General features: G+C 73.5%; 15 protein-coding genes and 1 tRNA gene. 7 read left to right on the plus strand and 9 right to left on the minus strand.

Translation table 11 applies throughout. The features are described from left to right. Positions 1-227: hypothetical protein (locus Q0963_RS12645; RefSeq protein WP_299446366.1), on the minus strand; the 227-nt coding region annotated here is incomplete at its 3' end. 85 nt (positions 228-312) lie between these two features. Beyond that, positions 313-726 (minus strand): hypothetical protein, encoded by a 414-nt coding sequence (locus Q0963_RS12650; protein ID WP_299446368.1) that lies wholly within the window; start codon positions 724-726, stop codon positions 313-315. Between the two features lie 285 nt (positions 727-1,011). Between Q0963_RS12650 and Q0963_RS12655 the strand changes: the two genes are divergently transcribed. Both Q0963_RS12655 and Q0963_RS12660 read left to right on the plus strand, forming a co-directional pair. Continuing rightward, entirely contained in the window at positions 1,012-1,290 is a 279-nt protein-coding gene (locus tag Q0963_RS12655; RefSeq protein WP_299446370.1) for a DUF4212 domain-containing protein, read from the plus strand. Then, the gene (locus tag Q0963_RS12660) at positions 1,287-3,014 is read left to right on the plus strand and encodes a sodium:solute symporter family protein (RefSeq protein WP_299446372.1); all 1,728 of its coding nucleotides are present in this window, start codon (positions 1,287-1,289) and stop codon (positions 3,012-3,014) included. Before Q0963_RS12655 ends, Q0963_RS12660 begins: the two co-directional genes overlap by 4 nt. A 72-nt stretch (positions 3,015-3,086) precedes the next feature. Here Q0963_RS12660 and Q0963_RS12665 read toward each other — a convergent pair whose 3' ends face one another. From Q0963_RS12665 to Q0963_RS12675, 3 genes are all read right to left on the minus strand, one after another. Next, positions 3,087-8,621 carry a carboxyl transferase domain-containing protein gene (locus tag Q0963_RS12665; protein WP_299446374.1) on the minus strand — a complete coding sequence of 1,845 codons (5,535 nt, stop codon included), beginning with the start codon at positions 8,619-8,621 and terminating at the stop codon, positions 3,087-3,089. Positions 8,622-8,692: 71 nt separating this feature from the next. Beyond that, positions 8,693-9,874 (minus strand): AI-2E family transporter, encoded by a 1,182-nt coding sequence (locus tag Q0963_RS12670; protein WP_299446376.1) that lies wholly within the window; start codon positions 9,872-9,874, stop codon positions 8,693-8,695. Positions 9,875-9,983: 109 nt separating this feature from the next. Continuing rightward, a tRNA-Tyr gene (locus Q0963_RS12675) sits at positions 9,984-10,064 on the minus strand. Between the two features lie 56 nt (positions 10,065-10,120). Between Q0963_RS12675 and Q0963_RS12680 the strand changes: the two genes are divergently transcribed. The 3 genes from Q0963_RS12680 to Q0963_RS12690 are packed head-to-tail and all read left to right on the plus strand — an operon-like array spanning position 10,121 to position 14,130. Beyond that, positions 10,121-10,615, plus strand: coding sequence for a YajQ family cyclic di-GMP-binding protein (locus Q0963_RS12680; RefSeq protein ID WP_299446378.1), 495 nt, complete (start codon positions 10,121-10,123; stop codon positions 10,613-10,615). A 54-nt stretch (positions 10,616-10,669) separates the two neighbouring features. Beyond that, positions 10,670-12,094, plus strand: a complete 1,425-nt coding sequence (locus Q0963_RS12685) for a magnesium chelatase (protein ID WP_299446380.1) — start codon at positions 10,670-10,672, stop codon at positions 12,092-12,094. Further along, positions 12,091-14,130: a VWA domain-containing protein gene (locus Q0963_RS12690; protein WP_299446382.1), complete on the plus strand. Its 2,040-nt coding sequence runs from the start codon at positions 12,091-12,093 to the stop codon at positions 14,128-14,130. The genes Q0963_RS12685 and Q0963_RS12690 overlap by 4 nt, the downstream gene beginning before the upstream one ends. A 7-nt stretch (positions 14,131-14,137) precedes the next feature. On the opposite strand, the gene pepN is transcribed toward Q0963_RS12690, so the two are convergent. Beyond that, on the minus strand, positions 14,138-16,621 hold the full coding sequence (gene pepN / locus Q0963_RS12695; RefSeq protein WP_299446384.1) for an aminopeptidase N: 2,484 nt from the start codon (positions 16,619-16,621) through the stop codon (positions 14,138-14,140). 110 nt (positions 16,622-16,731) lie between these two features. Here pepN and Q0963_RS12700 point away from each other — a divergent pair, with 110 nt between their 5' ends. Beyond that, positions 16,732-17,520 (plus strand): glucosamine-6-phosphate deaminase, encoded by a 789-nt coding sequence (locus Q0963_RS12700; protein WP_299446386.1) that lies wholly within the window; start codon positions 16,732-16,734, stop codon positions 17,518-17,520. A gap of 4 nt (positions 17,521-17,524) precedes the next feature. On the opposite strand, the gene Q0963_RS12705 is transcribed toward Q0963_RS12700, so the two are convergent. The 3 genes from Q0963_RS12705 to Q0963_RS12715 are packed head-to-tail and all read right to left on the minus strand — an operon-like array spanning position 17,525 to position 20,166. Then, a complete protein-coding gene (locus tag Q0963_RS12705; RefSeq protein WP_299446388.1) occupies positions 17,525-18,478 on the minus strand; it encodes an NAD(P)-dependent alcohol dehydrogenase in 954 nt (317 codons plus the stop codon). Between the two features lie 51 nt (positions 18,479-18,529). Then, positions 18,530-19,414: a zinc metalloprotease HtpX gene (gene htpX, locus Q0963_RS12710; protein ID WP_299446390.1), complete on the minus strand. Its 885-nt coding sequence runs from the start codon at positions 19,412-19,414 to the stop codon at positions 18,530-18,532. 50 nt (positions 19,415-19,464) lie between these two features. Continuing rightward, positions 19,465-20,166, minus strand: a complete 702-nt coding sequence (locus Q0963_RS12715; protein WP_299446392.1) for a helix-turn-helix domain-containing protein — start codon at positions 20,164-20,166, stop codon at positions 19,465-19,467. Between the two features lie 124 nt (positions 20,167-20,290). Between Q0963_RS12715 and Q0963_RS12720 the strand changes: the two genes are divergently transcribed. Continuing rightward, positions 20,291-21,157, plus strand: coding sequence for a class I SAM-dependent methyltransferase (locus Q0963_RS12720; protein WP_299446395.1), 867 nt, complete (start codon positions 20,291-20,293; stop codon positions 21,155-21,157). The last annotated feature ends 11 nt before the right edge of the window (positions 21,158-21,168 follow it).

Raw genomic sequence — 21,168 nt, forward strand, 5'->3', positions numbered from 1 at the left:
CGCTCCCACGGCCCCGACTCCCGCATCGTCGTCTCGACCCGAGCCCCCCACGCCGCCGCCACCGCCTGCGCCCCCTCAGCCGCGTTGACCAGCCCCTGCAGCTCACCCGCGACCTCGAAGCACTCCTCCGCCGACAGCCCCCGACCCCCGTCGGCCAGCCCCCGACCCACCGCCGCGCACTCCACCCGCAGTGCCGCGATGCGGCTGCTCAGCTGCCCCCTGTCCATGCCTCATCCTACTCGAACACCCGTACGACGACAAGCACTTGTCCACAGGGATTCGGGTGCGGCAGAGCCGACTACGCCGGGATGCTCAGTCCTGGGCGGGGGGCTGCCAGAGCTGCCGACCGGCGACCGCGGCGAGAACCCCGCCACCGAGGCACATGATGATGCCGGGGCCCGGCATCCACCCCTCGAAGCCCACGAGCCCCGCGAGGTGCACGAGCTGCCAGATGGGGAGCGCGAGAGCGACGGCAGCGAGGACGGCTGCCTGGACGGCGGACACCCGGCGCATCGGCATGAGCGCACCCGCCACCCCGAAGACGGCGGCGTAGGCGACCCAGAGGCCGGCGCCGCGAGCGCCGTTGATGTTGCCCACTCCCGTGTAGAGCCACGGCAGGAAGGCCCCGACCAGTGCCATGAGCGCGGCGAGGAGCAGACGCTTGCGCGCGGGCTCCATCCGGCGGCGGACCCGCACGGGGGCGGCGGCTGACGTGCTCTGGCTCATGCCGGGGATCGTAGGTGCCCGCGGAACCGGCTGTCCGCATCCTGCCGTGGGGTGGGGGTCGAACGGCGGGGCAGGGCCGACGAGCGGTCGGATCGGACCGCCCACCCCCGGTGGTCGACCGCTCGTCGCCGCCCGCGCGCTGTCGGCCGCCCCGCCCCGACCGTTCACCGCACGATCGAGCCCCGGACCCCCCTGGGTGTTGAGAGAGCACCGAGGCCCCCTGTTTCATTGCCGACCAACCGGGCCGGTCGGGGACTCGGAGGATTCGCAAGGAGGCGAAGTCCGATGGACGACAACGCGCGCCGGGACTACTGGCGCAGAAACCTCAGACTCATGGCAGTGCTCCTCACGATCTGGGCCCTGGTGTCCTACGGAGCGGGGATCGTGTTCGTCGATGCGTTGAACTCCCTGACGTTCATCGGCTTCCCGCTCGGGTTCTGGTTCGCCCAGCAGGGCTCGATCATCGTGTTCGTCGTCCTCATCGCGGTCTACGTGTGGCGGATGGACAAGCTCGACGACGAGTTCGGGGTCGGCGAGACCGAGAGCGAGGTGCACCACCCGTGACCGACATCCAGCTCTGGACCCTCGTCTTCGCGGTCATCACGTTCAGCATCTACATCGGGATCGCCTACCGGAGCCGCGTCTCCGACACCGCCGGCTTCTACGTCGCCGGCGGCGGCATCCCCGCCTACGCCAACGGCGCCGCCATCGCCGCCGACTGGATGAGCGCCGCGTCGTTCATCTCGCTCGCCGGCATCGTCGCCTTCGCGGGCAACGGCTACGCCGGCTCGGTGTACCTCATGGGCTGGACCGGTGGGTACGTGCTCCTGGCCCTCCTGCTCGCCCCCTACCTGCGCAAGTTCGGCAAGTACACGATCCCGGACTTCGTCGGCGACCGGTACAACGAGACCGCCCGCCTCGTCGCGGTCGTCGCGGCGATCGTCGTCTCGTTCGTCTACGTCGCGGGGCAGATGGCCGGCGTGGGTCTCGTCTTCACCCGGTTCCTCAACGTCAACACGACGACCGGCGTCGTCATCGGCATGGCGATCGTCTTCTTCTACGCCGTCCTCGGCGGCATGAAGGGCATCACCTGGACCCAGGTGGCGCAGTACACCGTCCTCATCATCGCCTACCTGATCCCGGCGGTCGCGGTGTCGGCCAAGGTCACGGGGGTCCCGCTCCCGCAGATCGGGTTCGGGCGCATCCTCGACGAGCTCAACGGGCTCCAGCAGGACCTGGGCTTCGCGCAGTACACCGAGGCGTTCACCCAGACCTCCCGGATGAACATGGTGCTCATCACCGCGGCGCTGATGTTCGGCACCGCCGGCCTGCCCCACGTCATCGTCCGCTTCTACACGGCCAAGTCGGTGCGCGCGGCGCGGTTCTCGGCCCTCTGGGCGTTGTTCTTCATCTCGCTGCTCTACACGACGGCGCCGTCGGTGGCCGCGTTCTCGAAGCTGCAGATCATCAACGACGTCAGCGGCAAGTCCCTCGCGGACATGCCCGGGTGGTTCAACACCTGGGCCCAGGTGGGTCTCATCAGCGGGCCGAAGGCGGCCGACGGCAGCCTCCCGCCGGTGACCGACCTCAACGGTGACGGCGTCATCAACTTCACCGGCGCCACGTCGCAGACGGCCAACGAACTGTTCATCAACAACGACATCATCGTCCTCGCGAGCCCGGAGATCGGCGGCCTCCCGGCGCCCATCGTCGGACTCGTCGCGGCCGGTGCGCTCGCGGCGGCCCTCTCGACGGCCTCCGGGCTGCTGCTCGTCATCTCGTCCTCGGTGGCGAACGACGTGTACTACAAGAAGATCAACCCGGCGGCCAGCGAGAAGCAGCAGCTGCTCGTCGGCCGGATCGCGATGGGCGCGGCGATCGTCGTCGCCGGCTACCTCGGCATCAACCCTCCCGGGTTCGTCGCCCAGGTGGTGGCCCTGGCGTTCGGCCTGGCGGCCGCGAGCTTCTTCCCGGTCCTCGTGCTCGGCATCTTCTGGAAGAACTGCACGGCCAAGGGCGCGATGTGGGGCATGATCACCGGCCTCGTCGTGACGATGGCCTACATGGTCTGGACGATCGACATCTACGGGAACTCCGACGGCATCTGGGGCATCCCCGAGACCGGGTTCGGGACCGTCGGCATGATCATCAACTTCGTCGTGACGATCGCGGTGTCGCAGTTCACCGAGAAGCCGTCGCCGATCATGCAGGAGCTCGTCGAGGAGATCCGCTACCCCGGCCGCACCAAGCTGGTGGCGGCCCACCTCAAGGGCGAGGAGCTGCACTGATCCACCCCGCCCCGCACGGCGACGGGCCGGTGACCATCACGGTCACCGGCCCGTCGCCGTGTCGGCCCGCGGTCAGCCGTCGGCGGCCGGGACCTCGCCCGGTGCCAGCTCGGCCTCGAGGGCGGCGATGATGCGCGGCCGGATCTCCGCCGGGGCGATGACGGCGTCGACCGAGCCGACCTGGACCGCCCGGTGGATGTCGTGGACCCGGTCGAACTCGGACGCGACCTTGCCGAGCATCTCGGCCCGCACGGCCTGGCGCACCGCCGCCAGCTCGGTGGCGAGCAGGGCCCGCTGGGACGGGTCGGCCTCGCGCAGCGCGACCTCGAGGTCGGCGACCCGGGGGTCCGCCGCGGTGCGGGCGTCGACGTCGCGGGCGAAGACGACCGCGGCCGCCGGGGCCCCGCCGATGACCGACGCGTAGGACCCCTCGACCGCCAGCACCGTCATCCGCTCGTTCAGGGCCTTGGAGAAGACGACGAACGCGCCACCGTGGTACCGGGAGACGACGACGAAGACGATCGGGCCCTCGAAGTTGACGATGGCCCGGCCGATCTCGGCGCCGTACTCCAGCTGGAGGCTGCGCATCGAGTCCGGGGACCCGTCGAAGCCGGACAGGTTGGCGAGGACGACGAGCGGGCGGTTGCCGCTCGCGGCGTTGATGAACCGCGCAGCCTTCTTCGAGGACCGCGGGAAGAGCGTCCCCGCGGTGTAGACGTCCGGGCCGTCGGTGGGCGGGAACCCGCGCCGCGGGATGGACGTGGACTCGATGCCGAGCAGCGCAACGGGGATGCCGCCGATCCGCGCGTCGAGGACGACCGCCGTCTCGGCGTCGGCCATGCCGGCCCAGCGCTCGAGGGTGGCGTGGTCCTGGTCGGCGACGGCGCGCATCACCGTGCGGATGTCGAAGGCCTTCTTGCGGTCGGGGTTGGTGGCGACCGAGAAGATGTCGCCGACGGTCGTGAAGTCGCTGCCGTCGAGCCGGTGCGGGTAGGTCGTGACGTCGCGGTCGGCGGGGTCGGCCGTCGGCGCCCGCCGCGGTCCGGCCTCGCCGGGGGCCACCCAGGTCGACTCGTAGTGCGCCAGGAGGACGCCGTACGCGTCGACGAGGTCCTTGGCCCAGTACTGGGCCTGGCCGTTGGGCCCCATCACCCGGTCGTAGCCGCCGATGCCGAAGTTGTCCTCGGCCGAGACGCCGCCGGAGAAGTCCAGGGACTGCTTGCCGGTGAGGACCATCGCGGAGTCCGGGGTCATGACGAGGATGCCCTTGGTGTGCATGAGCATCGTCGCCTCGGCGTTCCAGTACGGCTGGGCGCCGACGTTGATCCCGGCGACGACGACGTTGATCTCGCCGCCGTCCTGGGTGAACTCGATGATCCGCTTCAGGGCCTTGGCGACCCAGTCCATGTTCTCGGTGCCCGAGTCCATCGAGATCCGGGCGCCGGCCGACAGCGCGAACCACTCGACGGGCAGCCCCAGCTCCTCCGCGAGGTCGAGAGCGGCGATGACCCGCCGGCACTCGGGCTCGGCGACCGCGCCCAGCGCGCGCAGCGGGTCCCCGCAGAGCAGCACGCGGGTGACGCCCTCGGGGTGCAGGGGCGTGGGGGTCGTGACGACACCGCAGATCATCCCCGCGGTGTTCTCGCCGTACGGCCGGTCGACGGGAGCCAGCCGACCAGACTCGTCGAGGTCGTACTCGACGGCCTTGCCGCCACCGCCGGAGATCATCGAGACCAGCTCGTAGGGGTAGACGAGGCCGCGGCGCCGGGCGCGGACGACCTTCTCGGCGTAGGCGTCCAGGGGACGCAGCCGCTCGGTCGGCGGCTGCTCCACGGTGAAGGTGACCCCGGAGCCGGGCTGGTAGGTGAAGCGGGCACAGATCGGGACGGTGTGGTCGTGGTCGCCGGCGATCGACCCTTCGATCCGCACCTCCTCGATCCCGGCTCCGGCCGTGATCGGCGCGACCTTGCCCTGGAGCGCGGTCAGCTGGTCGAGGTCGGCCTCGATCGGCGGCCAGATGTGCAGCCACACGTGGTTCATGTCGAGGCGGGCGCCCCCGCCGATCGCCGCCCGTGCCCGGCGGACGGCCTCGAGGCAGTTCGCCAGGGCCCGCTCGACGTGCGGCAGGGCGGTGACCCGCCCCTCGTCGTCGCGGACCACGACGAGCTGGCGCACCTGGGCGAGCGCGACGAGCCGCTGGTCCTGGGGGTTGCCCTTGGCGACCGCGTGGAGGATGAGCACGTCGTCGGGCGCGTCGAGCCGGGTCAGCTCGAAGTCGCGCAGACGCCACAGGTTCAGCCTCCGCCCGACCATCGGGTGCACGCCCCGCACCGGGGTGTCCTCGGCGAGCGTGCCGTCGCCCTGGGCGCGGAAGGTGAAGTACCCGACCTCCCGGCCGTCGTCGGGCACGACCCCGACGGCCACCCGGCGGCACTCGTGGGTGAACGCCATCGCCGTGAGCAGGTCCTGCAGCTGCGCCGACGCCACGTCCGGGTCGGTGGGCAGGTCGGGGTGGTGCACGTACAGGTCGACGACGGCGTCGTGGCCGTCGGGCCGGGCCGCGACGGCGTCTGCGAGCAGCCCCGCGAGCGGGCCGTCCGGCGTCAGCTCGTCGACCGTGCCGATCGTGCTGACGAGCCGGGTGGCGCGCGCGTCGAGGCGGTAGTCGGCCGTGGTCAACGACCGCCCGCCGACCGTCGCCTCGCGGAGGCCGTCGAGGTGGTACCCGCGGTAGTGCCGCTTGACGAGGACCTCGAGCATCGGCTCCCGCTCGGCGACGCCGCGGCGGAGCCGGTCGCCGAGGAAGCGGACGATGCGCTCCGGGATGGCGGCGAGGGCGTCGACCCGGGCCGTGCGGTCGGCACCGGGCGGCAGCGCGTCGATCTCGTCGAGCTCGGTGCCGACCGAGCCGAGCACCGCCGCCCGGTCGGCGTCGACGAGCGGCTGGTCGAACCACCGGAAGCGGACGCTGCGCGCGAGGTCGCCGACGATCGGGAAGCGCAGCTGGGTCGCGACGACGAGGCGGTCGAGGAGGTCACGGGCCTCGGCGTCGGCCGGCGGCCGGGGTGCCGGCTCGGCGAGCCAGCGCTGGAGGATCGAGGTGGCCATCGCGACCTCGGGGGTGGAGCGCTGCTGGGACAGGAACACCCGGAACACCGCGCCCTCGAGGGCGGGGGTGCGCTCGAACCCGGTGACCCCGTGGTGCACGAGCACCCGCTCGAGCCGGGCGACGAAGTCGGCCGGCAGGCCACCGCGCTCGGTGTCGAGGGTCTGGAGGTAGGTGCGGAAGTGCTCGCGGGGGCTGTGCACCCGGAGCTCGACGTGCGCCTCCTCCTCGACCGGCCGGTTGCGCGCGAGCTCGGCGAGGTCGGCGAAGACCGTGAGCAGTCCGATCTCGTCATGGACGGCGTCGAGCCCGCTGTCCACCAGGGCGTCCCGCGCCTCGAGGTAGTCCGCGAGCGCCCTGCCCTCGTCGGCAGGGTCGAGGTCGTAGCCGAGGATCATCGCCGACAGCTCGGCCCGCCCGCGGGCCGCCCGCTGCGCCGGGTCGCCGTCGACGGCGACGTCCGGCAGGTCGAGGTCGACCCCGTCGCCGGCGTCCTCGGCCACCTCGGTCGCGTCGCCGGTGGGCTCGAGGCGGACGAGGGCGGCGCCGGTCTCGACCTGGCTACCCGTCGCGACGAGCAGCTCCTTGACCCGGCCGGAGAACGGGGCGGGCAGCACCGTCTCCATCTTCATCGACTCCAGGACGAGGACGGGGGCACCGGCCGCGACCTCCTGGCCCACGGGGACCGGCGTCGCGACGACGAGCGCGGGGGCGGGTGACCGGAGCACGCCGCCTTCGTCGCGGCTGACCCGGTGGGTGACACCGTCGACCTCGACCAGCTGGGTGGGGCCGTGGGCGGCGGTGATCAGGCGGTGGTTGCGCTCCCCCACGCGCAGCCGGCTGGCGTACCCGGCCATCCGCTCGAGGTCGGCCTCGACGGTGTGTGCGGTGCCGCTCGGGTCGGCGACCGAGACCCGGAAGCGCGCCGGACCGGTGCGCAGGACGGTGACCTTGTAGGCCGTCCCGCGCAGCTTGAGGTCGACCGCCCGGCCGACGACGTGCTGGGCCTGGGGCCGGCCTCCGCGGGCCGTCTCGAGCAGGCGGGTCCGCTCGATGGCCTCGGCGTCGAGGTAGGACTCGATGCCGGCCGCGACGAGGGCGACCCCGGAGTGCTCGGTGGCGACGAGACGGCCCTCGCCGCGGACCCGGTCGATCCAGCCGGTGTCGGCCGAGCCGTCGATGACCTCGGGCTGGTCGAGAAGCTCGAGGATGAAGGACTTGTTCGTCGCCCCGCCCTCGATGACCACCGTCGTCTCGCGCATCGCCCGGCGCAGGCGGGCCAGCGCCTCCTCGCGGTCGCGGCCGGAGGCGATGATCTTGGCGATCATCGAGTCGAAGTCGGCGGGGATGGTGTCGCCCTCGGCCACCCCGGTGTCGACCCGGATGCCGGGTCCTGCGGGCAGCTCGAGGTGGGCGATGCGGCCCGGCGCCGGGGCGAAGTCCCGGTCCGGGTCCTCAGCGTTGAGCCGCGCCTCGACGGCGTGGCCGAGCTCCTCGGGACGCTCGCCCTCGAGGCGGCCGCCGGCGGCCACGTGGATCTGGAGCCGGACGAGGTCGGTGCGGGTCACGACCTCGGTGATGGGGTGCTCCACCTGGAGGCGGGTGTTGACCTCGAGGAACGCGAAGAGCCGGTCACCCGGGTGGTACAGGAACTCGACGGTGCCCGCGCCCGCGTAGCCGACGGCCACGGCGAGGCGCTCGGCGGAGGCCTTGACCTCGGCCGCCTGGGCGGCGTCGAGCACCGGCGAGGCGGACTCCTCGATGACCTTCTGGTTGCGGCGCTGCACCGAGCAGTCGCGCACCCCGATCGCCCACGCCGTGCCCTGGCCGTCGGCGATGACCTGCACCTCGACGTGACGCGCGCCGGTGACGAGCTTCTCGAGGAAGACGACGCCGGACCCGAAGGCCCGCTCGGCCTCCTCGCGGGTGCGCTGGTAGGCGTCGTCGAGGTCGGCGTCCGAGGTGACCTTGCGGATCCCGCGCCCGCCGCCACCGGCGGTGGCCTTGAGCATCAGCGGGTACCCGATGCGCGCGGCGGCGGCCTTGGCGTCCTCGAGGGTGTCCACCCCGCCCCGGCTCCACGGCGCGACGGGGACCCCGACCTCCTCGGCGATGAGCTTGGAGCCGATCTTGTCGCCGAGCTTGCGCATCGCCTCGGGGCTCGGGCCGATGAAGGTGACCCCGATGTCGCGGCACAGCTGCGCGAAGGCCGGGTCCTCGGCGACGAAGCCCCAGCCGACCCAGACCGCGTCGGCACCGGTCTCGCGCAGCGCCCGCTCCAGCTTCGCGTGGTCGAGGTACGGGCGCTCGGAGGCCGGCCCCAGGTCGTACGCGAGGTCGGACTCGCGCACGAACATGGCGTTGCGTTCGGCCTCGGTGTGCAGGGCGACGACCTCGGTGCGCGCCTCCCCCGGTGCGCGTTGGGCGTTGAGGTCGCGCACGGCGTGCACGAGCCGCATCGCGGCCTCTCCCCGGTTGACGACGGCGATCCGCGAGAACATGGCCCGAGCCTGCCACCGAACTCAGGTGACGCGCGAGTAATGCGACGCCGGTGGCGGGTCCGGGCCCGTCGTCAGGGCGCCTCGGCGCCCTCCGCGTGGTCGGTGTCGTCGACGTCGGGCTCCCCGTCGATGCGGGGGGCCACGAGCGCGGCGACCCGGGCCTCGGTCTCGGCGGTCACGTCGTGGCGCCGCTGGTAGATCTCGAACATCGCCATCGTCGACGCCGCGAACGGCACGCCCATGAGCGCGCCCGGGAGCCCGAACAGCTGCGCCCCGAGCAGCGCGGAGCCGAACGAGAAGGCCGGGTGCACGTCGACGGCGCGCGCCGAGATGCGCGGCTCGATGGTGATGTTCTCTACCTGCTGGTAGGCGATACCCCAGGCGAGCACCCACACCCCGAGCAGCGGGTCGCCCGAGGTGAGCCCGACGAGCACCGGCAGGGCGATCGAGATGTACGTGCCGACGTTGGGGATGAACTGGGCGACGAGCCCGGTCCACAGGGCCAGCGGCAGCCAGTAGGGGAGGTCGAGGAGGAAGAAGGCGACGCCGCTCGCGACCCCGTTGATCGTCGCGAGGACCACCCGGGCCGCGATGTAGCCGCCGACCTTGACCTTCGTGAGGTCCCACGCGGCGAGGAAGGGCACCTGGACGCGCGGGTGCATCCGCGAGGCCAGCCAGCCGCGCAGCGTGGGCATCCCCACGGACACGTAGAAGACGAAGAAGGCGACGACGAACAGGCCGAACGCGGCACCCAGGACCGCCGTGACCAGGCCCAGCACCCCGAACGCGACGTTCTGGGCGTACCCGGTGAGGTCCGCCGGCGACAGCCCGGCCTGGTCGAGCAGGTTGTCGACCGTGTACGACGAGCCGGTCGTGCTGTTGACCCGGTCGAGGACGTCCGCGGCGATGTCCGGGGCCGCGGTCACCAGCGCCGCCAGCTGGTCGACGAGGAGGCTGCCGAAGGCCCAGAGGAAGGCGGTGACGGCGAGGAGCAGCGAGACCATGACCGTCGCCGTCGCCGCGACCCGCGGCATCCACCGCGCCAGCCGGCCCACGGCCGGCTCCATCGCGAGCGCCACGAACCAGCTCAGGACGAGGTAGAGGACGAACGTGCTGCCCCGCCACAGGACGAACCCGAGGAGGGCGACGCCGAGCAGCACGCCGACGACCGCGATGGTGCGCCTGCGGTCGAGGCGCTGACCGGGGTCGAGCACCGCGGCGGGGGTCGGTGCAGGCGTCGTCGTCTCGCTCATGGGCCCTGATGCTAGGGGCGCGCCTCGGGGACGGCGCCCCGGCGCGCGCGGGGACGGCAGAGCCCCCCGGCCGACGTTTCCGCCGGCCCGGGGGGCTCTCGTGCATCGGTGGCAGGTGAAGGATTCGAACCTTCGAAGCTTTCGCGACGGATTTACAGTCCGCTCCCATTGGCCGCTCGGGCAACCTGCCTGGTGCGCATGGAAGGATAGCAAGCCGCATCCGACCCGCCGAATCGAGGAGGACCCGTGGCCGACAGCAGCTTCGACATCGCGAGCACGTACGACAAGCAGGAGGTCGCCAACGCCGTCAACACCGCGGCGAAGGAGATCGCCAACCGCTACGACTTCAAGGGCGTCGGCGCCCGCGTCGAGCTCGCCGGCGAGCTCATCAAGATGGAGGCCAGCACCGAGGAGCGCTGCAAGGCCGTCCTCGACGTCGTCCAGACCTGGCTCGTCAAGCGTGGGGTGTCGCTCAAGCACCTCGACGTCCCCGAGGCCGGCCCGCGCCTGTCCGGCAAGGAATACAAGCTCGACGTCCCCCTCAAGGAGGGCATCTCCTCCGAGAACGCGAAGAAGATCACGAAGATCATCCGGGACGAGGGACCCAAGAACGTCAAGACCCAGATCCAGGGTGACGAGGTGCGGGTGACGAGCAAGTCCCGCGACGACCTGCAGGCGGTGCAGCGGCTCCTCAAGGAGCAGGACCTCGACGTCGCGCTCACCTACACGAACTACCGCTGACCCCACCCTCGACGGACCCTCCCCACGCCGAGGTTCCTGACGTAGCGTGAACAGATGAGCGACCTCACGGTCCCCGCGGGCAGCACCGCGCGCACCGCACCCCCGGCCATCGCGACCGCCGGCGAGCTCCGCGCGGCCGGCTACCCGGCGCGGTCGGTCCGCGCCGAGATCCGCGCCAACCTGCTCGCGGCCCTGCGGGACGGGCGCGACCCCTGGCCGGGGCTGCACGGTTTCGGCCAGAGCGTCCTCCCCCAGCTCGAGCGGGCCCTGCTCGCCGGCCACGACATCGTCCTGCTCGGCGAGCGCGGGCAGGGCAAGACCCGGCTGCTGCGCAGCCTCGTCGGCCTGCTCGACGAGTGGACGCCGGTCATCGCGGGGTCCGAGCTCGGTGAGCACCCGGACGAGCCGATCACCACCGAGTCCCGGCGCCGCGCCGCGGAGCTCGGCGACGCCCTGCCCGTCGCGTGGCGGCACCGCGACGAGCGGTACAGCGAGAAGCTCGCGACCCCCGACACCAGCGTCGCCGACCTCATCGGCGACGTCGACCCGATGCGGGTCGCCGAGGGCCGCCGCCTCGGCGACCCCGAGACCATCCACTTCGGTCTCATCCCCCGCAGCCACCGCGGGGTCGTCGCGATCAACGAGCTGCCCGACCTCGCCGAGCGGATTCAGGTCGCGATGCTCAACGTCATGGAGGAGCGCGACATCCAGATCCGCGGGTACGTCCTGCGCCTGCCCCTCGACGTACTCGTCGTGGCCTCCGCGAACCCCGAGGACTACACGAACCGGGGCCGGATCATCACCCCGCTCAAGGACCGCTTCGGCGCCGAGATCCGCACGCACTACCCCCGCGAGCTCGACGACGAGGTCGCCGTCATCCGCCAGGAGGCCCACCTCGTCGCCACCGTGCCGGACGCCCTCGTCGAGATCGTCGCGCGGTTCACCCGCGGCCTGCGCGGGTCGAGCTCGGTCGACCAGCGCTCCGGGGTCTCGGCCCGGTTCGCCATCGCGGCCGCCGAGACGGTGGCCGCCGCCGCGCTGCACCGGGCGACCACCCAGGGCGAGGACGTCGCGGTGGCCCGGGTCGTCGACCTCGAGGCGGCCCTCGACGTGCTGCGCGGCAAGGTCGAGCTCGAGACGGGCGAGGAGGGCCGCGAGCGGGAGATCCTCGGGCACCTGCTGCGCACCGCCACGGCCGAGACGTGCCGGCGGCACCTCGGCGGCCTCGACCTCGCGCTGCTCGTCGAGGCGATCGAGGACGGCGCCCTCGTGACGACGGGCGAGCAGGTCGGGGCCCGCGCGTTCCTGGACTCGCTCCCGGTGCTCGGTGAGTCCGCCCTCTACGACGAGGTCGCCGCCCGGCTCGGCGCCTCGAACGAGGGCGAGCGGGCGGGCGCGGTCGAGCTGGCATTGGAGGGGCTCTACCTCGCCCGCCGGATCAGCAAGGACAGCGCCGACGGCCAGACGGTGTACGGGTGAGCGAGGCCCCGCGCCACCCCCGGCGGTCCCGCCGGTCGTCCTACGCGCGCTACACGGGCGGCCCCGACCCGCTGGCCCCGCCCGTCGACCTGCGCGAGGCGCTCGACGCCATCGGCGAGGACGTCATGGCGGGGTACTCCCCCGACCGGGCGATGCGCGAGCTGCTCCGCCAGGGCACCGCGGACCGCACGGGCCTCGACGAGCTCGCCCGCCGGGTGGCGGAGCGGCGCCGCGAGCTCCTCCGGGAGCACTCGCTCGACGGCACGCTCGAGGAGGTGCGGCGCCTGCTCGACGACGCCGTCCTCGCCGAGCGCAAGCAGCTGGCCCGCGACCTGGACGACGACGCCCGCTTCGCCGAGGTGCGCATCGAGAACCTCCCGCCCACCCCGGCGGCCGCGGTCACCGAGCTGGCCGACTACTCGTGGCGCAGCAGCGAGGGCCGCGAGAAGTACGAGCAGATCAAGGACCTCCTCGGGCGGGAGCTGCTCGACCAGCGCTTCGCCGGGATGAAGCAGGCGCTCGAGAGCGCCACCGAGGAGGACCGGGCCGCCGTCGAGGAGATGCTCCGCGACCTCGGGGACCTGCTCGCCGCCCACGCCCGGGGCGAGGACACCGCCGAGCAGTTCGCGCGGTTCATGGACCGGCACGGCGGCTTCTTCCCCGAGCGGCCGGAGACGGTCGAGGAGCTCATCGACGCCCTCGCCTCCCGCGCGGCGGCCGCCCAGCGGATGCTCCGCTCGATGACGCCCGAGCAGCGCCAGGAGCTGATGCAGCTCTCGCAGCAGGCCTTCGGGTCACCGAGCCTCATGGAGCAGCTCTCCCGCATCGACGACCTGCTGCAGGGGCTGCGCCCGGGCGAGGACTGGGACGGCTCGGAGGGGTTCGAGGGCGACCAGGGCCTCGGCCTCGGCGACGGGACCGGGGTGCTCCAGGACCTCGCCGACCTCGATGCGCTCGCCGACCAGCTCGCCCAGTCCCACCCCGGTGCACGGATGGACGACGTCGACCTCGACGCCCTCGCCCGCCAGCTCGGCGGTGAGGCGGCGGTCGACGCCCGGGCGCTCGCCGACCTCGAGAAGGCGCTGCGCGACAGCGGGATGCTGACCCGGGCGGCCGACGGCACGCTCCGGCTGTCCCCGAAGGCGATGCGCGAGCTCGGCAAGTCGCTGCTGCGCGACGTCGCCGGCCGCCTGTCGACCCGAGGCGGCCAGCGCGACGTCCGCCAGGCCGGAACCGCCGGCGAGCAGAGCGGCGCCACCCGGGCCTGGGAGTTCGGCGACACCGAGCCGTGGGACACGACGCGGACGATGACGAACGCCATCACCCGCACGGCCGCGGACGGCACGGACCCCCGCCTCGGGGTGCGGCTCGACATCCGCGACATCGAGGTCACCGAGACCGAGGCGCGCACCCAGGCGGCCGTGGCGCTGCTCGTCGACACCTCGTTCTCGATGGCGATGGACGGGCGCTGGGTGCCGATGAAGCGCACCGCGCTCGCCCTGCACCAGCTGATCTCGACCCGTTTCCGGGGCGACCACCTCGAGCTCGTCGCGTTCGCCCGGTACGCCCACCGGATGGACATCGAGACCCTCACCGCCCTCGACGCCGAGTGGGACAAGGGCACCAACCTCCACCACGCCCTGCTCCTCGCCAACCGGCACTTCCGCAAGCACCCGAACGCCCAGCCGGTGCTGCTCGTCGTCACCGACGGTGAGCCGACCTCGCACCTGGAGCCCGGGGGCAGCGTCTTCTTCGACTACCCGCCGCACCCCCGCACCCTGGCCCTGGCGGTCCGCGAGCTCGACGCGTCGGCCCGGCTCGGGGCGCAGGTCACGTTCTTCCGGCTCGGCGAGGACCCCGGGCTCGCCCGGTTCGTCGACTCGATGGCCCGGCGGGCCGGCGGCCGGGTCGTGGCGCCCGAGCTCGGCGACCTCGGGGCGGCCGTCGTCGGCTCCTACCTCGGCGACCGCACCGGCCCGGCGGGCCTCGGGTCCTACCGGGACCTCTTCGGCGACCGGGGCTTCTGGGCCGGCTGACCGAGCATCAGCCGAAGTGGGCGCGGCTGCGCAGGGCCTCCCGCAGGACGTGGTCCTCGTCGAGCAGGGCCCGGTGGACCCCCGGCGACAGGTCGTCGCGGGCGAGCATCGCCGTCGACGCCTCCAGGGTCGCCTCCTCGACGAGACTCTTCGGGTGCAGCCCGGCCGCGACCCGCGAGAGGGCGTCCTCGCCCATCCGGGACCCGAGGCGGGCCAGGAGCGCACCGACCTCGCCGACGTAGGGCCGCAGGACCGCGGGGTCGGCCGCGGCCCAGAAGGCCCGTGCCAGCTCGAGCGCCCCGTAGTTCGACAGGTCCGCGTCGTCGCGCAGCCGCTCCCAGGCCCACGCCTTGGCCTCGGCGCTCGGGCGGCCCGCCCGCACCCCCATCGCCGCCAGCCGGCCGGCGAGCGACGGGTCCGCGGCCTCGGCGTCCGCGAGCCCGGCGTCGGTCAGCGCGTCGAGCGCGGCGAGGCGACGCAGCACCAGCCAGCGGAAGTCGTCGTCGCCGGTGAGTGCCGCCGGCAGCCCGGTCCCCGCCACCCACGCGTCGAGGCGGTCGACGTCGGACCCCGACCGCGCCCACACCCGGGCGGCGGCGACGGCGAGCGCGTCCCCGGCCGGTCCCGGCACGGACTCCGCGCGTCGCCCGAGGGTGTCGGCGGCCGACGCCAGCCGCCGGAGCGCGTCGTCGTGGTCCTCCGGCGGCAGGAACAGCGGGACGAGCGAGGACGTGACGACGACGGCGACCCGCGACAGCAGCCGGGGGTCGTCCTCGTGCGGCCAGGCGCCGTCGACGACGTCGAGGACGAGGCGGGGGTCGACGTCGCCCCGGTGCATCCCGCCGAGCAGGGCGGTCCAGATGACCGAGCGTGCGACGGGGTCGGGCACCGCAGCGAGATGGGCGGGCAGCAGTGAGCGGGTCCGCTCGTCGAGGACCACCTCGGCCCAGGTGAGGTCGCCGGCGTTGGGCACCAGAAGGGTCTCGCCACCCAGGGCGGCCGCCTCGGGCACCTCGCCGCTGCCCGCCTCCAGCACGACGGGGCGGCGCAGCACCTCGCCGGTGGCGTCGAAGGCGGCCACGTCGAGGGTGTGCGGGCGGTCCGCCGGGTGCTCGGGCGGCGCCGTGCGGGTCAGGACGCCGTCGCGGCCGAGGGCGAGCCGGTCCGCGCCCGCGGTCCGCAGCCACGCCTCCGCCCAGCCCTCGAGGGGCCGGCCCGCCGCGCGGGACATCGCGTCGAGGAACTCCGCGAGGTCGCCGTTGCCGAAGGCATGCGCGCGCAGGTGGTCGCCGACGCCCGCGACGAACGCCTCGTCCCCGATGTGGGCGATGAGCTGGCGCAGCACCGCCGCACCCTTGGCGTACGAGATGCCGTCGAAGTTCTGCAGGGCCGACAGCGCGTCCGGGGCGGGCGACCCGGCGACCGGGTGGGTGCTCGGCGAGCGCTCGGCCGCGTACCCCCACATCTTGCGGACGATGCCGAAGTCGACCCATGTCTCGGGCGCCCCGAGGGCCTCGGCGCAGGCCCGGTACGCCATGTACTCGGCGAAGGACTCGTTGAGCCACAGGTCGTCCCACCACCGCATCGTCACGAGGTCGCCGAACCACATGTGCGCCATCTCGTGGGCGATCGTGTTGTCCCGCTCGAGGAGCTGGTCGGGGGTCGCCGCCCCACGGAAGACGTACTGGTCGCGCAGCGTCACACAGCCGGGGTTCTCCATCGCCCCCGCGTTGAACTCCGGGACGAACACCTGGTGGTACTCCCCGAAGGGGTAGCGGATGCCGAAGAGCCGGTGGTAGTGGTCGAAGCAGGTGCGGGTCGTCGTGAACATCCGCTCGGCCTGTTCGCGCAGCGGGCCCTCGAGCGAGCGCCGGGCGTGCAGCCCCAGCGGGATGCCGTCGTGCTCGGCGGTGACGGTGGCCCAGGGCCCGGCGCAGACGGTGACGAAGTACGTCGCGAGCGGCTGGGTCTGCGCGAGATCCCACCGGCCCGGCTCCACCTCGCGGGCGGCGCCGTTGCCGATGACGCTCCAGTGCCGCGGAGCGCGGACCCGCACCGTGTAGGGCGCCTTGAGGTCGGGCTGGTCGAAGCACGCGAAGACCTGCGGCGCGGCGTCGAGGAAGAGGTGCCCGTAGACGTAGTCCTCGTCGTCGGCGGGGTCGGTGGCCCGGTGCAGCCCCTGGCCGTCGTGCCCGTAGGCCATCGTCGCGTCCACCTCGAGGACGTTGTGCGCCTCGAGGCCGGGCAGCGGCAGTCGGCCGTCGGCGAGCGTCGCCGGGTCCAGGGGGCGGCCGTTGAGGACCGCGGAGTGCAGGGTCCTGGGCGCGACGTCGGCGAAACCGGCGAGCCCCGGTGTGCGGCACGAGAAGCGCACCACCGTGCGCGAGCCGAACGTCTCGTCCCCCTGGTCGAGGTCGAGGTCGACCTCCATGGCGTCGACGGTGAGCAGGGCGGCGCGGGCGACGGCCTCGTCGCGGGTCAGGGACGGCATGGCCACAGCCAACCAGACCGCCACCACCGATCGAGGATCCGGTGCTCGATCCCTACAGTGGGGGCCGTGACCGCGATGCCCGTGCCGCCCTCGCTCCCCCCGGTGTCCTGATGCAGGTCATCGTCGCCCCCTCGCCCGAGGCGTCGGCCGCCGACGCGGCGGACGCCGTGCTCGCCGGCCTGGCCCGCGCCGCGGGCCGCGACCCCGTGCTGGGCCTCGCCACCGGGTCCTCACCCCTCGGGCTCTACCGCGAGCTCGGGCGGGCCGTCGACGCGGGCCGGGCGGACTTCTCGCGGACCCACGGGGTCGCGCTCGACGAGTACGTCGGCCTGCCGGCGGGACACCCCGAGGGCTACCGCCAGGTGCTGCTGCGGGAGGTCTGCGACGTCATCGGGCTGGCCCCGGACCGGCTCGCCGTGCCAGACGGGTCGGCCACCGACGAGGAGTCCCTCGAGGCCGCCGCCGCCGCGTACGAGGCCCGGATCGCCGGCCTCGGCGGGGTCGACGTGCAGATCCTCGGGATCGGCGCCAATGGCCACCTCGGCTTCAACGAGCCGGGCTCGGCGCTCACGTCGCGGACCCGGGTCAAACGGCTCTCGGAGCGGACCCGGCGCGACAACGCCCGGTTCTTCACCGACGCCGACGACGTCCCCACGCACTGCCTCACCCAGGGGCTGGGCACGATCCTCCAGGCCCGCCGGCTCGTCCTCGTCGCGACCGGTGACGGGAAGGCCGACGCCGTCGCCGCGGCCCTCGAGGGGCCGCTCAGCGCCTCGGTGCCCGCCTCCGTGCTGCAGTGGCACGCCGACACCGTCGTGTGCCTCGACGAGGCGGCCGCCGCGGGGCTGCGCAACCGGCAGTACTACGACGACTCCGCGGCCGGGCTCCCCGCGCCCTGAGGTCTCACCCGACCTCCACGACCACCTTGCCGAGGGCGCGGCCGGCGCCGACGTGGGCCAGCGCCTCGGGCACCTCCTCCAGACCGACCGTCCGGTCGACGTGGATCGACACCTCGCCGGCCAGGCAGTGCGCGGCCATCGGGGTGAAGTGCGCGGGTCCTTCGCGGACGGCGAGCACCCCGAGGTGGCGGCCCGTGAGGCGGCCGAGCACGAACCCGGCGGTCGCGACCCGCACCAGCGTCCGGGTCGTGCCGCCGACGCACCGGTAGGTCCCGCCCGGGGCGAGAGCGCGCCGGTAGGAGGTCACCGGCCGGTCCGCCACGAGGTCCAGGACCAGGTCGTAGGGCCCGCTGCGGGTGAAGTCCGCGCGCGCGTGGTCCAGCACCTCGTCGGCCCCGAGCGCTCGCATGAAGTCGAGCTTGCCGGCGTTGTCGACCGCCGTGACGTGGGCCCCCGCCCGTGCGGCCAGCTGGATGGCGAACGCACCGGAGCCGCCACCGGCACCGTTGAGGCACACCCGCATCCCGGGCCGGACCCCCGCCGTGCCCTGGAGCGCGATGACGCCGGACTGGGGGATCGTGGACGCCTCGACGAAGGACAGGCCCTCCGGCTTGGGCGCCAGGGCCGACTCCGGCGCGACGCAGTACTCGGCGAAGCCGCCCTTGAGCGCCAGGTTGTCGCCGTACACCTCGTCCCCGGGGCGGAACGCGGTGACCTCGGCGCCGACCGCCACGACCCGCCCGGCGATGTCGGACCCGAGCACCCGCCGCGCGGGGCGGCGCAGCCCGCCCAGCCGCGCGTACGCCGGGCTGCCTGTGAGGCACTCCCAGTCCGAGAGGTTGACCGACGTCGCGGCGACCGCGACCAGCACCTCGCGGCCCCCGGGGACGGGGACCGGGACGTCGAGGACGCGGAGCACCTCCGGGCCTCCGTAGCGGTCGTACCCGACGGCTCTCACGCGTCGAGGCTAGCCCTCCCCCGGCCGCGGCACCGCGCGTGCCGGGCCCGCTCAGGGGTTGATGCGGTGCCCGTAGCCCATCTGCTCGAGACGGGCGATCCGCTCGGCCATCGGCGGGTGGGTGGACATGAGCCGCGAGATGTCCTGGGCCCGGAACGGGTTGGCGATCATCATGTGGCTCGCGTTGACGACCTGGCGCGTGGGGGCGAGCGGTGCCCGAGCCACCCCCAGCTCGAGCTTGCGCAGCGCGCTGGCGAGGGCGAGCGGGTCGCCGGTCAGCCGCGCCCCGTCCTCGTCGGCGTCGTACTCGCGGGTGCGCGAGATCGCCATCTGGACGAACATCGCCGCGATCGGGGCGAGGAGCGCGAGCGCGAGGCCGGCCATCGGGTTGCGGTCGTCGTCACGGCCGCCGCCGAAGAACATCCCGAACGACAGGAACTGCCCGACGGTGGAGATGACACCGGCGATCGCGGCCGCGACCGACCCGGTGAGGATGTCGCGGTTGTAGACGTGCATGAGCTCGTGCCCGAGCACCCCGCGCAGCTCGCGCTCGTCGAGGAGGGCGAGGATGCCCTCGGTGCAGCACACCGCCGCGTTCTCGGGGTTGCGGCCGGTCGCGAACGCGTTCGGGGCCTGGGTCGGCGACATGTACAGGCGCGGCATCGGCTTGCCGGCCCGGGTCGAGAGCTCACGCACGATCCGGTACATCGCCGGGGCCTGTGCCTCGGTGACCGGGTAGGCGTGCATCGCCTTGATGGCGAGCTTGTCGGAGTTCCAGTACCCGTAGGCGCTCGTGCCGAGCGCGATGAGGGCGAAGACGAGGATGAAGACGCTGTTGCCCGTGTACCCGGCGAGGAACCAGCCGAGGAGGAGCAGGAGAGCCCAGAGACCGCCGAACAGGGCGGCGGTCTTCACGCCGTTGAAATGGTTGTGCATGCCTCGTCCAACGCCGTCGGGCCGTCCCGCGTTCCGGCCGTCACGGCCCGTCAGGTGGGGGCCGCGGCACGCAGCGCGGCGGCCCGGGTCGGAGCGAAGCCGCTGGTCCCCAGCCAGGCCCAGACGCTGCGCACGTCACCGGGCGCCCCGTCGAGCCGGACCTCCCGCGTCAGCAGCACCTGCTCGGGGGTCCGGTCACCCGTCCACACCTCCGTGAGGGCGCGCAGGCTCGAGTGGACGACGACGTCGAGGTCGTGCCCGGGGTCGTCGCGGCAGAGGTCGGCCACCCCGTCCTCGACGACGAGCCACCACTCCCGCTCCCGGTCGGCGGCGTCCGGCAGCCGGAAGTGCACGACGACCCTGCGGTCGCGCGGGAACTCGGCGACCCGCGCGAAGCGGCGGATGTCCCACATGAGGAAGCCCGCGTCGAGGTGGTTCGGGCTCAGCCGGCTGCCGATCCAGCGCGCACCCCAGTGGCCGAGGGCGAGCACGACCGGCCGCAGCTCCTCCCCGGCCGCGGTCAGCTCGTACGAGGTGGCACGCCCCCGTTCGGTACGGCGCACGACGCCGAACTCCTCGAGGGTGCGCAGCCGTTTGGCGAGCAGGCTCGGCGACATCCGCGGCACGCCTCGCCGGATCTCGTTGAAATGCGTGCTCCCGCACAACAGCTCACGCAGGACCAGTGGTGTCCACCGGTCGCACAGCACCTCGGCACCCCGTGCCACCGTGCAGAACTGGCCGTAGTCGATCACGGTCCCCACGGTAGGGACCCGAACCCCCGGCGACTAGTACACAACGAGGACTAGTCGGGGGGTTCGCCCCGCTCCAGCATCGTCCTCAGCAGGCCATCCCGGCCGGCACGACGAGGAGGACACCATGACGACGACGACCTTCGACCCCGCGGCCTTCAAGACCACGACCCGCGAGCAGTGGCAGGACGCCGCCGACGCGTGGCACCGGTGGGGCGGCTTCGTGGGCGACTGGCTGCACGAGGCGACCGAGACGATGTTCGACCTCGCAGGGCTGGCGCCCGGCGGCCAGGTCCTCGACATCGCCGCCGGCGCCGGCGAGCAGAGCCTCCGGGCGGCTCGACGGGTCGGCCCCTCGGGGCGGGTCCTGGCCACCGACATCGCCCCCGAGCTGCTGCGGCGCTGTGCGCAGGACGCGGCCCGGGAGGGACTGGGGCAGGTGGAGGTCCTGGAGCTCGACGGGGAGGCGACCGACACCCTGCCGGCCGGCACCTTCGACGCGGCCCTCTCGCGGGTCGGGCTCATCTACTTCCCGGACCGCGCGGCGGCGCTGCGCGGGGCGCACCACGCGCTGCGTGACGGCGGGCGCTTCGCCGCGGTCGTGTACTCCACCCCGGAGGCGAACGAGTTCTTCTCGGTCCCGGTGCGCATCATCCGCGCCCGCGCCGGCCTGCCGGCACCCGGCCCCGGGCTGCCCGGCCCGTTCTCGCTCGGCGGCCCGGGGGTTCTCGCGGACGCGCTGGCGTCGGCCGGCTTCGAGGACGTCGAGGTCCGCACCGTGCCCTCGCCGGTGCGGCTCGCCTCGGCGCAGGAGTGCGTCCGGTTCCAGCAGGAGTCCTTCGGGGCGCTGCACCAGATGATGCGCGGGCTGGACGCCACCGAGCGCGACGACGTCTGGGGCGAGGTCACCCGGGCGCTGACGGCCTTCGAGGGGCCGGGCGGCTTCACCGGTCCGTGCGAGATGCTCGTCGGTGCCGGGACGGCGCGGCACTGACCACCCCGGCG

It is taken from the genome of uncultured Phycicoccus sp., from assembly GCF_947495705.1.
Lineage (GTDB): Bacteria > Actinomycetota > Actinomycetes > Actinomycetales > Dermatophilaceae > Phycicoccus.

Excerpts from the sequence above, each read along its gene's own strand:
- Q0963_RS12650 (WP_299446368.1), bottom strand. The coding sequence starts at position 726 with ATGAGCCAGAGCACGTCAGCCGCCGCCCCCGTGCGGGTCCGCCGCCGG.
- Q0963_RS12655 (WP_299446370.1), top strand. The coding sequence starts at position 1,012 with ATGGACGACAACGCGCGCCGGGACTACTGGCGCAGAAACCTCAGACTC.
- Q0963_RS12665 (WP_299446374.1), bottom strand. The coding sequence starts at position 8,621 with ATGTTCTCGCGGATCGCCGTCGTCAACCGGGGAGAGGCCGCGATGCGG.
- Q0963_RS12670 (WP_299446376.1), bottom strand. The coding sequence starts at position 9,874 with ATGAGCGAGACGACGACGCCTGCACCGACCCCCGCCGCGGTGCTCGAC.
- Q0963_RS12685 (WP_299446380.1), top strand. The coding sequence starts at position 10,670 with ATGAGCGACCTCACGGTCCCCGCGGGCAGCACCGCGCGCACCGCACCC.
- pepN (WP_299446384.1), bottom strand. The coding sequence starts at position 16,621 with ATGCCGTCCCTGACCCGCGACGAGGCCGTCGCCCGCGCCGCCCTGCTC.
- Q0963_RS12700 (WP_299446386.1), top strand. The coding sequence starts at position 16,732 with ATGCAGGTCATCGTCGCCCCCTCGCCCGAGGCGTCGGCCGCCGACGCG.
- htpX (WP_299446390.1), bottom strand. The coding sequence starts at position 19,414 with ATGCACAACCATTTCAACGGCGTGAAGACCGCCGCCCTGTTCGGCGGT.
- Q0963_RS12720 (WP_299446395.1), top strand. The coding sequence starts at position 20,291 with ATGACGACGACGACCTTCGACCCCGCGGCCTTCAAGACCACGACCCGC.